At 42.7% G+C, this 11911-nt stretch carries 12 protein-coding genes and 1 pseudogene; 1 reads left to right on the forward strand and 12 read right to left on the reverse strand.

Going from position 1 to position 11911, the window contains the following annotated elements; all coding sequences use genetic code 11:
• Positions 1-418 precede the first annotated feature (418 nt).
• The 7 genes and pseudogenes from T496_RS0111755 to T496_RS14760 form a co-directional block, all read right to left on the reverse strand.
• Positions 419-1192 carry a DUF2971 domain-containing protein gene (locus T496_RS0111755; protein WP_081783651.1) on the reverse strand — a complete coding sequence of 258 codons (774 nt, stop codon included), beginning with the start codon at positions 1190-1192 and terminating at the stop codon, positions 419-421.
• Between the two features lie 670 nt (positions 1193-1862).
• Positions 1863-2078 carry a hypothetical protein gene (locus T496_RS0111765; protein WP_027450929.1) on the reverse strand — a complete coding sequence of 72 codons (216 nt, stop codon included), beginning with the start codon at positions 2076-2078 and terminating at the stop codon, positions 1863-1865.
• Positions 2062-2526 carry a DUF3990 domain-containing protein gene (locus T496_RS14150; protein WP_052342223.1) on the reverse strand — a complete coding sequence of 155 codons (465 nt, stop codon included), beginning with the start codon at positions 2524-2526 and terminating at the stop codon, positions 2062-2064. The genes T496_RS0111765 and T496_RS14150 overlap by 17 nt, the downstream gene beginning before the upstream one ends.
• Positions 2523-2795, reverse strand: coding sequence for a hypothetical protein (locus T496_RS0111775; protein ID WP_027450930.1), 273 nt, complete (start codon positions 2793-2795; stop codon positions 2523-2525). The genes T496_RS14150 and T496_RS0111775 overlap by 4 nt, the downstream gene beginning before the upstream one ends.
• Positions 2796-3044: 249 nt before the next feature.
• Positions 3045-3563: a hypothetical protein gene (locus T496_RS0111780; protein WP_197018963.1), complete on the reverse strand. Its 519-nt coding sequence runs from the start codon at positions 3561-3563 to the stop codon at positions 3045-3047.
• A complete protein-coding gene (gene tnpA, locus T496_RS0111785) occupies positions 3478-3954 on the reverse strand; it encodes an IS200/IS605 family transposase (protein WP_027450932.1) in 477 nt (158 codons plus the stop codon). Before tnpA ends, T496_RS0111780 begins: the two co-directional genes overlap by 86 nt.
• A 151-nt stretch (positions 3955-4105) precedes the next feature.
• Positions 4106-4316: pseudogene (locus T496_RS14760) on the reverse strand (transcriptional regulator).
• 414 nt (positions 4317-4730) lie between these two features.
• Between T496_RS14760 and T496_RS0111790 the strand changes: the two are divergent.
• Positions 4731-4979, forward strand: a complete 249-nt coding sequence (locus T496_RS0111790; RefSeq protein WP_027450933.1) for a hypothetical protein — start codon at positions 4731-4733, stop codon at positions 4977-4979.
• A 290-nt stretch (positions 4980-5269) separates the two neighbouring features.
• On the opposite strand, the gene T496_RS0111795 is transcribed toward T496_RS0111790, so the two are convergent.
• From T496_RS0111795 to T496_RS0111815, 5 genes are all read right to left on the reverse strand, one after another.
• Positions 5270-6526: a phosphorylase family protein gene (locus tag T496_RS0111795; RefSeq protein ID WP_081783652.1), complete on the reverse strand. Its 1257-nt coding sequence runs from the start codon at positions 6524-6526 to the stop codon at positions 5270-5272.
• The gene (locus tag T496_RS0111800) at positions 6504-6950 is read right to left on the reverse strand and encodes a DNA-binding transcriptional response regulator (protein ID WP_027450935.1); all 447 of its coding nucleotides are present in this window, start codon (positions 6948-6950) and stop codon (positions 6504-6506) included. Before T496_RS0111800 ends, T496_RS0111795 begins: the two co-directional genes overlap by 23 nt.
• Positions 6931-10284, reverse strand: coding sequence for a hypothetical protein (locus tag T496_RS0111805; RefSeq protein ID WP_027450936.1), 3354 nt, complete (start codon positions 10282-10284; stop codon positions 6931-6933). The genes T496_RS0111800 and T496_RS0111805 overlap by 20 nt, the downstream gene beginning before the upstream one ends.
• Before the next feature lie 126 nt (positions 10285-10410).
• Complete coding sequence (locus T496_RS15030; protein WP_155808891.1) at positions 10411-10563, reverse strand: hypothetical protein; 153 nt, start codon at positions 10561-10563, stop codon at positions 10411-10413.
• Between the two features lie 28 nt (positions 10564-10591).
• Positions 10592-11659 carry a Fic family protein gene (locus T496_RS0111815; protein WP_027450937.1) on the reverse strand — a complete coding sequence of 356 codons (1068 nt, stop codon included), beginning with the start codon at positions 11657-11659 and terminating at the stop codon, positions 10592-10594.
• Between the last annotated feature and the right edge of the window lie 252 nt (positions 11660-11911).

The following is an 11911-nucleotide window of genomic DNA, read 5'->3' on the forward strand; positions in this document are numbered from 1 at the left end:
ACCTGTGCGATTGTTTTCTTAGCTTGAACCTTGCGTAGCCACTCCCCTCCCATGTAGGGGAGGGGTCGGGGTGGGGTCAGTGTTGTTCTAACTGCCAATGGAGATACAGACCCCACCGCACCACCTCTCATCTTGCACCAAAGCAAGTCTCCCCTTGGGGAGATTTAGAGGGGGTCACCCTTCCGCCGCACCAATGATAGCCGACAAATCCCGTCCACATAAACATCGTCTCCCAGCGTCCCTCTCATCACGCTGCAGATAATCGGTTGTGTAATTCTGTACTCCATAACATTTCCGTTTTTATTGATTCAACTTTCTACCTATAAGTAGTCAAAAAACAGAAATGTTACACCCCCACCCCATCTTTTTTCATAAAAAACCTACTTGTCCCCCCACTTTGGAATGAATATACCAAGTGTCAAATATAGAACCCACTCATTTCAGTCCAAATAGGGTCATCAGGCACATCCCTCCATAGTTCATACCAGTCTAATCCGAATTCATAAGACAATACTGGCAGCTTCCTATCTATGCTTTTGATGTCCATATAATGGGATCCTTCCCAAAGAGATTCGTCCCTACAAAGAATAACAAAAGACAAGGCATCAGAAACATCCAAATACTCATCATCCCATTCGTGCTTTGCTCTACGGATAACACGATATTCTTGTTCATACTCCCATTCTTTTCTCTTACAAAAGAATATCTCATCTCTATTACGCCAAATCTCAGATTTCAGCCCTTTCTTACTTTTGTTACGAAAAGCATAATCAGGGAGCACATAATCCATGTATTCAACATCTCTTGCATAATCTCCTTCAGCAAGTTTCAGTTTATTTTTTTCAAATACTAAACAGGCCCCATACCCCTTATCAGCATATAGCCCCCACATGGTATGCAAATTAAAACCTTCATATATTTTATCGTCAACAGACCGATCTTGGGCGAAGCTAATCTGTTGGTATCTTCGCATTTCTTCCTCTGCAAACAAGCCGTTGTCTTTGTCATCTTCTAAACTATTAAAAATCACTCGCTGAAAAACTATTTTATTACTTTCAATCAAATCGTTCATCCGTGGCAATTTACCAAATCTCAACCGTTTGCTCTCGATAATCATACACGCAGATTCAAAAGTCGTAAAATGATACAGACGTGTCATTTCTGCGAATCGTTCTCTTATACTCTTTCTCATAATTATTTTTTTTTAGATTAATCGTATATTTTCCCTGACAAATATACGAAAACATCTGCAAATAGTAATAACCCTATAACCTTTTTATTCATTTCCGATAGCAAATAACCGCTAACCAAGTACTTCAACTTAGTTAGCGGTTACCTTTTTAAATTTTGGGGTCTTGGGGTTGGATCCCAAACGGATCACAGGTATATTTTACTCTACAATGATTTTTCAGGCTTGCAAAGCCGTTGTTTTTTCTTTCAGATGTTTGTAATAACGCAGTTGTCGTGATAAGTGGTATGGCATGGCGTAAGAACTCGTTCTTAAAGACACGCCAAAACCACTTAGCACACAGGCTCTGATAAGAGCTACAAACATCTGAAAGGGTTTTTACTGTTTTTTCAACCCCAAAATTTTGCTCGATTTTGAAACGATTCTGCTTGATTTCTTCGACGAGCGAAGCGAGTAGAACTCGGTTACTCGCTTTAGGTGACTCCCTTAATTTCTGGACCTTTAGGTCCTTAAAATTTTCCAAATCGATTTTCTTGTCGCTCGGCTTTGCCGCTTTTACAAAGTGTAGCGACTAAAAGAATGCAGGGTGCGCAAGCTATTAAGCCTCACTGCCCAAAACACAAAAAATGCTGGTCAGCTCTCGCCAACCAGCATTATCATTATCACGTCTTAATTAATAACTCTCTAATTCCTTCCTAAAGTCATCCAGCACATAAAGAGTACCCTGATTTAAGTAAAGCGTACTGTTTAACAGGCGGTGATATGTTTTCGAGCCAACCACCGTATTAAACGCATCCCCATAGCTATACTTCAGTGTCTTCGTCAGATACTCAAGCATACTGTTCATCTGTATCTTCAGCAATATTTCCTTGTTACTTTCGGTTGGCATACTCTAATAATTTTACTGATTTAGCAGTCTTAAAGCAAAATTGCATCGACCTATATTTCTTAAACTCAATCTTATCCGCCAGTTCCTCCCAGGTTATCTGGTTCTTATCAATCTTTGCAAACCATTTGTTCAGAGCATTGTCAGCTAGCGGACCTATAATAATATCATAATTGCCGCTAGTCTTCTTCACGCGTCGGTTGTTATACACAAACTTAGCCCATTCTATGGTAGCCTTCTCATATCGGCGTATATGCAATTTACACGACGGAATTTCAGACAGCGTCAACTCATATTCATTCACATGTTTGTTCTCCTCACCCTTCAGCCAGTCGTCTGCCATTCTTTCGTTGTCGGTCAAGTAGAATCCTACTCCAAAGTCTGTACCCTTCCTTCCTTTCATTGGATCAGGAATAGTAAATTCCTTGGTTGTTCCATGAAACAGTTTCATGCCTCTTGTAGCGATTTTGATATCACTTTCGATACGCCTACTACTCCCTCCTTATGACGAATAGCATAAGCTCTGTGCAGTGTCTTAAACATGCCCTTCTGCCTCATCAGGTCAGCAGTCTTGTCCAGGGGCATTTCCATCTTTTTAGCCACTGCAAACATCACATCAGTGTTAAACGCTATGCGCTCACTACTAATGCCCTTCTCTGTCTGAATATCCGTCAACGGCATCCTAAGCTCCGTCTTCAATATATCTTCCAACTTACACATAATCTTTCTTCATTTGTCATATCTTTGCACGCAAAGATAATAATTATTTCTGATATTTTGTGATTTCCATGCAAAAATCTTCATTTATATTGCATTTTTTCATTCTTCCCCGCTCGTTCCTCACTCCCCTCCCCCCCCATCGTCCGCTCGATCTATGATCGCTTGGCTAGTCCAAGAATGCCATAACGACCTTCCTTCTCCTCTGCTCACTGGTTTCCCCGCCGAATCCCGTCTTCGTTCCTTGCTCTGCTATTTTATAGAAGTCCTCCAATACCTCCAAATCGGGAACTCCCGCAGCCTCTTTTTCTCTTCTTCAGGCAGAGTCTCAAATATAGCCTCAGCCTCATCCTGTCTATCCAGTAGCAAGTTCACGCCCACCCTGAGCGAATCCTCAATTCCTTCTTCATTTAGCATCCTTTCCAGTTCCACCACATCATCACCGCTCAGCCCTCTCTGCCGTTTGACTATCTGTATCTTGTTTACCAAGTTCACATTCTTCATCTCTGGCTTTGGGTCGTTCTCTATCAGCCAGTCGTTTAGTTTCAATGCCTCTTCCAACAACTTCCTGCTTCGTTCCGCATCCTTCTCTTCCAAGACATCTGCTGCCGAAATCATTGCCAACACATCATAATTAGCCATATTATAGCAATACTCATGCTCCTTAACAGCTTCCTTCGCTGCATCAACCAGCCCGCCATAATCTATGTTGTCTATCTTCTCCCATTTCTTCTCCAGTTGTAAATATGATCCATTTCTTGCGAAACTCATCCTGGAACGACACCTTCTTGTGATGCTCCTCCTGACCTTTGATATACGCGACTACCGCATCCACATGACTGTTGCTAACGCTAAATGCACCATAACCCTCCTGCCAGAAAAACTTATGGAACGGGTTATTGTTCTTCTCGTTGATCCATCGTGTGGTGCTCGATTTTACGGTTCGCACGATTTCGGACAAATTCGCTTGTTTACCCAACAGGAATAGGATGTGTATATGGTTAGCGGTACCACCCACCTGTATCGCGGGACATCCGTGGTTGTTGAATATCTCCGCCACATAGGCGTGTACCTCGGCCAAATGCGTTTTGGGTATGGTTTCGGTTCGGCCCTTGGTCGAGAATACCAAATGAACGTATATCTTAGATAATGATTGTGGCATATGTTGTTTTTAATGCCCCGTAGGGGTTTTATATCTTAGCGCAGGGGCTTGCCCCTGTGTCTATGGTCATTGTTTTTAATTCCCGCCCCTCGTTAGGGGCTCTAACGTGACGAGGAACCTGCCCCACTGTCACTTTTCGTCATCGTTTTGATTACAAGTTATCAGTCTTCACAGGTCCCAAACACTCTCCAAACAAAGCTAGCACATCGTTAACCTTGTCCATTCGCAATGTCTGCTTACCCTGAACCATTAACCCTTAACCATGAACCCTATGTTTCCCCCACACCGGCCCTCTCAGCCATTTCCACCTGCGAGAGCCCGTTTTTCTTACGTTTCTCCTTTAAATATTCCGATAAAGTCATACTCAATTATACCTTTTGGGTACAAATATATATAATACTACATAAAATTATATCATATCGGGTATATTTTTAAGCATTCTTGCCAAAATTATACCCGTTAAGGTATAATTCAATATGCACAGCAAAGCAGACCAGGGAACAGAGCTCAAATTCCTCGGTTTTTTCCGAATTAGCCGTAGTTTTACCAATTTTTCTTTGAAAAATCTAAGATTTTCGCCACAAAAGTTACATTAATATCATAAAAACACCTATCTTTGCCCCCAATTAAGCAAAGCCATGATAATCATGGTATAGTTTGCAGCGATACTATTAATATAAAATAGATATGAAACAACAGTTAAGCGATATTGCCTCGTAATGTTTAACCGAGTGGCGCAACGAGAGTTTGCGACCGCTCACAACATTACAGGTAATATGAGTAAAAGTAGAAAAAGATTTCCAGCAGGCACATGTTGCTGCTGTAAGTCGCAGAAGCGCGGAAAACAGATTAGTCATCGCAAATTCCGCCGACGAGAACATGTAATGGTGCACAACCAACATTTTGAGAATCTTCCCATGCTACAATACGAGATTACAAGTCAATGGAATCTTGGTGGTGATGGAAAGTGCTTCTGGGGCTGGGCTCCTGAAGAAGAGTGGTTTCAGAAAGAAATGCGAAAATGAGGGCGTTGGACCCTCATTTTCGCATTTCATGTCTCAACTCCATCACCCGCCGCCCCTATGACTCAATCCGATGTCCCTGCGCTTCTCCGCAGGCCCCTACTCCCACTGATTCACCCTCCTATACCTCTCACTCAGCTCCAGCAAGTCCCCCATTGGATCAAACATGTACGTTTCAGAGCCACATCCAAGAAAAGTAATTTTATCCAACAAAGAGTACAATGCCCTGAAGACTGATTTTACAAGTTCTACATTATAGGAACAATTGGTATACTGTAACATATCTGCCATACTTAATGATTATCAAACTCCAACTCGTTTTCTATGATATATTTCATGATTGCTGCAGAAGTGTACGAAGCATAAGGCTGGTATATGTCTGTCTTGTCTTTATCTGCCAAATCTGAAGCAGATTTGATAGAGATAGTGTACTTCGGTCTCAAACGATGAGCCTGCTCAGCAGCATAGAACACGCCATAGCTTTCCATTTCTATCCCTATAAGCTTTCTGGCATGTGCCTTCAAGTCTGCAATCTTCTTCTCACTGGCTATAACGGCTGGTACAGAGGTCATCGGACCGACATGTATATTCAAGGGCGTATCTGGCTTCGCACCAGAAAAACCATCTTTAATCTGTGCCAGTAGTTCTTTCTTGTCCTTTAGGCGGTTGATGATATTCTGCATATCCGCATCCAGCGTTATCTGCCTGTAATCCGGCTCAAATATCATCTCAGGGTCAGCATCCTCCTTGTTGAGTTCCTTAAACTTTCCACTCATGCCATCCCAAACCTGACTAGCTACCAACACATCACCGAAACCGATGTTATTACCTTTCAATCCAGCACATATTCCCGTCATAAACAGATATCTAGGATGAAATCTCAGTATCATCTTGGTGGTCAATGCAGCCGAGGCGATACTTGCCATCTGTGATGCATAGCAGCTAACACATTTGATATTTTCGCCCCCATCGCCCTTCAACACTGTTGCATAATACGTAGTTGTTTTGTCATCATCCAGATTCACCTCCTTCCACTCAGTCCCCAAGGTTTCCTTCATAATTTCATGCTCTGGAGTCTGTAGCGCATTGATAATGGCAACATCATAGTCGTATTCGTAGGTGATTCCAAGTTTGCGTTTTACACCTGTCAGGTAGTTCAGCCTGTTATTCAGCTGCCCCTTCCACGTATCATCATTGTCTGCATAGTAGAGCACCTGCATGGTCTCTGCCTCAAAGAATGATTTATACTCCGTAAGGTCTTGCGCTCTGGTAATGCCTATCACAAACACTGGACAGATATAATCATCATCCTCCTTGATGAGTTTCAGGAAACTCTGTGCATTTGTCGGATTGGGATCTTCACCTGCCTTATATGGAATAAACAGGTCGAGTATTACCAAATCATAGCGAGTGTTCGAGCAGGCTTTTAATGCGTCTCTTATACTCCCGCATATAGGCACATCGTCAGGTTCATCAACAAAACCTGTCAGCACCCTTCGTATTTCTATGATTTTCTCCTGCGTGTCATCAACTATTAATACCTTTAACATCGTCAAGTACTGTTTTTAGGTTATTCTTCCAACTGTCATCTTGCGAATTGTAGCTGATACAGCCTGCAAACTTGTCGCCGCACATCTGTTTCAGCCTGTCCTCTATTGCCTCTATGGTCTCACCATGGAATGTTTCATACTGTGTCAGGATAACAGCCTGAAAATCCACATCCTCGTCCAAAAGTTCACGGATAATCAGTTCCCCCCCATTTACGATAGTATCCTTACTGGCCCCTGCACTTTGCGTACGAGCAGGCAGCGACATATCCAATATCAGAAGGTCAAACGTTTCATCAAGAGCAGCCACGCAGCCATCCTTATACGAGACGGCCAGTGTCACATCCATATCATCATACGTAGCCTCTATCCATTGTTTGATGGCTGTCGATTTGTAGCCATCATCTTCAACCAACAATATCCTCATTGTATATCATTTTTTTAGTGTCTATTTGAATCTTTGCCAAGAAACAGTTATTCTCCAGTTGATTCTCGTACTGGCTTTCGCCTCCAAGCGTGTACATTACGGTACTGTATATCTTCACGCAACCGGAGTTTTTGTCCCTTCTTGTTTTACCACCAGCTATCAAAGACGGGAAATCTTGTTGCTCCAGCAGGATATCCTCGATCTCAAGTATATCAGCATCATCAACAGGGTTGCTTACCTCTATGTTCAGCATATATCCTTCTCTTGTTATATGTATTTCACCCTTACCTTTATATTGCGGCCTTTTGGTTTCATATCTCAATATGTTGTTCATCATATCGTGGAAGATGTCATGAACAGCATTGAAATAGTCACCCTTGTAATTGGTGTTGTCATCTATCGTTATATTGCTAAACGACAACGCGTTCTGGTTAATCCTGTTAATCACCGAAAGGCTTGTGTCAACCGCCTGCCGCACTGCAAAGAACCTAACTTTTGAACGCTCCGGTTTAAACCAGCTTAAAACGATATTGATATCAGCCTGGAATTCCGTACGACAAGTCGTGATGGCATCCCTAAACGAGTTGGATAATTGTGTAGATTGCGATATCTTGGGCAAGATGTCGTTCTGTAGCTTATCCATCTCTGTAAGCACCGATTCCTGATAAGCCGTAAAGTATTCTCTCACTTGCTTCAGTATGGCGTTAGTCCATTGCCAGAGCAATGTGATTGTTGTATGTACAAAAGCGTCAAAAGATTCATAACTGCTTTCACCAAGCAAGTCAATGTATCTTGCCATCAATTCCTCAGAGTAGTCAAACAGACCATCTTTTTTATCATCATTACGCTCAGTACATATCTGTATCTTTTCTTCCTTGATAATGCGAAGTTGTTCGTCAAGCCACTCAGTAAATTGCAGTAAACGGTCATTAACCTGTTCTTTTATATGATAAGGCAAATAAGCTCCTCTTTGTTGGGTCCAAATGGTTTCACGCACATATTCACCCCCTTCTTTTTTGTTTGTTACCAGTCCATATGTCAGGAAGTGATTGCGCAGCTGTGTTATGAGTGTTCCGTGTCGTATTCGTGCACTCAGATATTTGTCCAGTCCAAACCTTGGGTCAAACAGGAACTTATCCCTTATATTCAGCACCATCTGCCGGAACATCACTATCTTGTATTTCACTGCCGAAGGTTCATATTTGTAGAATCTCATTGTGCCTTGTCGTTGCTCCTGTATGTAGTTCAACAGCCACTCAATGTTTTTCTGCTCAAACACCTCAATATTGTCATCCACCTCTTTGTAGGTGTCAAACATGAGTTTCTCGGTGTCAAGTTCACTACTGATTAACGGCTGTACATCAACGTGAATCTTACTGTCATTCACTTGTTGCGCCAGCGTTTTTATTTCTTGTTCTTTGATCAGCGAGGTTATTTCGTCTGCATACGCCTTGTCTTCACTTAGTGCAAATGCTTTCTTGCAGAGCTCTATTCTTTCCGTGTTCACGTCATCATCTGTATCAAAGGCTCTCACATGCAGCATAAGCACACTTCTGTCTGCCACTTTGCCGATAAAGTACAAGTACATTTCTCCTTCACCGTCTTCTATATCAGACGCTTTTTTCACCTTCTGCACCTTCAAATATCGCTTGTAAGCCAAGTACCTTTTATAGGTATCGCCGCTTATCATCGTATAAAACGCGGCCAATTCCTGCTGATTGCGTATATTCTTATCTGTTTCGTCTGTCAGTTCGTTGCCAATGCGTTCTCTGTCCAGATAAATCTTAGCATGGGGGTATCTTAACTTATAGGCAACATACATGGAGATAGCTTCGTCGTATCTCGCCTCTGCTGTCAATCTGTCAAATAGCTGCGACACAACCGCATCCGTCAGCACGGGTGCCATATCTCCATTTTCAACAACTTCCCTCAGAGGCTCCACATCAGATATTTCTATTCCTTTCAGGAGCCTAAAGGTCTGATTATATTTGTCCTCTATTCTTTGCTCAACTATGCCAATCTGCGCACTGGTCCCCTCCTTATAGCCTGATGCTTTCAAATAAACCACAGCTTCTTCCGAAGTCTCATAGAAACAGGCATCTCTAACTTCTGCCACTGGTGAATAGGACCAAAAACGGTGATACATACTGCCCGTTCTCGTTGTCTCAATATCCACAAATAGGTTATAGAGGTGTCTCATACATGGAATGGTGTACCATGCCATACACAAGTTCCTCAGTTGTGACCTTGACATCTCAGAGAACTCTTCGTTCACAGCTCCCATCAGGCTCAGTCCCGCGAGTCTGGAAGCAAGCGATTCGTCTGGATACAAGTCCATTTCAAACTGGTCCAACTTGATGCAACTCTTGTTATACAGGTCTAAGACTGTTGAATTCAGGGGGCTCTTCTTCAGATACTCACCACCCTTCTGAATCACTGTGTCATATTCGCCTTTGTAATAGTGCTCTATGATTTCTTTCGCATCTTCGTTCTGACATCCTTCATCATTGTTTTCGCCATAATGCAACAAGGCATTCAGCCTTCCCAGTTTTTCGTCATGTATTTCAGTGGCCAATATCCCTATCAGTTCTTTAAGATGATCTTCCTGTAATTTCTCTGGTTCCAGTTTGTTCAGTTGCAGGATGAAACCCTCGTACAAGTCAATAATAGAGGTCAGAGATAATAGCCTCATCCATTTACTCCCCTCTATGGCCATATACGGAAACGAAAAAGCCACAAAAAGCCCTCTTACATCCTCCGGGGCTTTCAGGTTCTTATAGGCAAGTTCTATCTCTGCCTCAAAAGGCATATCCACCGATGCACTTTTCAGTGCCATCTGACTGATATATGTTAAGGCATCATTCTCTTTACATAATTTGTTATACAACTGCGAACTCGCATTGATACCCTTATCCAGTCTGGTCAGTTTCAGCCTATAGTAAGTGCCTGTCATCGACACCGATATTTCCTCCTCAATCTGTTTCAGTATATTGTATGCCTCATCATATTGCTTAACTGCTGTAGCTGTATCAAGTTTTTCTTTTAGCTCAATATAACGGTTTATGATGTCCGCATTCTGCTGGATGATGAAAGTCAAAGCACCATAGATATCCACCACATCAGTCCATATCGTCTTTCCTCGTTTTATGATGTCTCCAAATTTTTTTCTTCTCAGGCTAGGTATTTTTAGCAATCCATGAAACACCCTTGGCATCATCTGTTTAAATCTGAGCAGGTCTTTGTACTCAAATTTAGACAACACTTCTGCCACAAGAGCCTGTTTGTCAACCCCTGTTTTTGAAAGATACGGTATATAGAAACTAATGTTTGACATACTCTTACTTTATGAAACCATTATTCGTACTGATTTTTCCTTCTTATATTCTCCATTATCGCCATTAACTTCTTGAAAGCCTCAATCCGTTCCTCTTTCAATTGACCGGCTTGATATAGTCTCCTATTATGCTTCACAAAGTTCAGCAACGGCCTCCACCCAATTACTCTTTCCGGAACCATTCTCACCTACGAGAGCCGTATAACCTTCTTCAGAAAAGAACAGACTCCCCTGCAGAATATTCTTGTATGCGTTGACAAATAAACTTGATATCTTCATTGTTATTTTGTATTTTAAAAAAAATTACTCACTGTGTCACAAACACCCGCCAGCTGCCATCCTTCTCGCCCCGCTCCACATACTTCTTCTCAATCAGCCTGTCCAGCAGTTTCTGTATGGCAGCCATGCTGATGCCCGTTTCTTCCATCATGTCTGCCAGCGTCAGCGTAGGCAGCGTGCGCATGGCGTTCAGAATCTTCGTGTAGTTCGGCGTACGGAAAGCTATCCTCTCCCCGTCATACCACCAAACGTTCTCATCCTTCTCGCTCACAAACAGCACATCGTTGTACACCTCCGTAGCCACCAACTCGTTGAAGTACTTCATGAAAGGCCTGATGTCCTTTATCTCAGCATGAGCACCGTCTGCAGGCACAGGCCCTACTTCCATATCAGCCTGATGCAGGGCCTCCAGATACTTGCTCTTCTTGCGGCTTCTCACCACTATCATCGGATAATCATGACGCATCAATATAAAGTTCACCATCAGGCGGGCAATACGTCCATTACCATCCTCAAACGGGTGAATGCGGATGTAGCGGTAGTGAAACAACGCCGCCAGTTCTATAGGTGACAACTTCCCTTCCTTTTCAGCCTCATTGTACCAATCCACCAAATCCGTCATCAGCCCTGGTGTCTCATCTGGCGAAGCATACTCAAAACGGTCACCATAGCGGGTAATCACGCTGTTCGGTCGAGTTTTATACTGCCCAGCATGGATAACATAGCTAGTTTGCTGTCCTCCGGGCAGATTGCGATACACCGTATAATCCTCCCTCAACAATGTTTTATGCAATGTTCGGATAAAGCTCTGCGTCAGCGGCATCTCCTTCACGCGAGCCTCCTCAGTCATCATCTTCAGCCCCACATTGCTCGCCGTCATCTCCTGTACTGCATGCACATCAGCCTCACCTATCACCTTTCCAAACAGCAACAGGATCTCCGTCTGCCCATACGTCAGCGTATTACCCTCAATATGGTTGCTGTTGTAGTTAAAGTCTACGGTGAATCTACGACTTAGTCTCTCCCTATCTTTCTCCGATAGAGGTTGTAACTCCTGCCATGCCGCCAGTGCCTTTTTAATATTTAGATGCTTCATACGGTGCGAATCATTGTAATTTCGGCTGCTAAGATACAAAAAAATCCCTAAATGGTTGTAACGTTACAACCTTTTTAACGTATTTCTATCTAAAAAGGCCTATTTCACTCAGAAATCAGCTATTATTTTGATATTCGCTATTTATCAAGTTCAAATTATGCTCTCCTCCAAAACGTCGCTCCGTTTATGGTTTTATCAGCAGAGGCGATTTCTCCCCCTCTACATACAATATACCCGCATACTATTAAACTT

Origin of the sequence: Xylanibacter brevis P6B11, from assembly GCF_000621825.1 — a bacterium.
Lineage (GTDB): Bacteria > Bacteroidota > Bacteroidia > Bacteroidales > Bacteroidaceae > Prevotella > Prevotella brevis.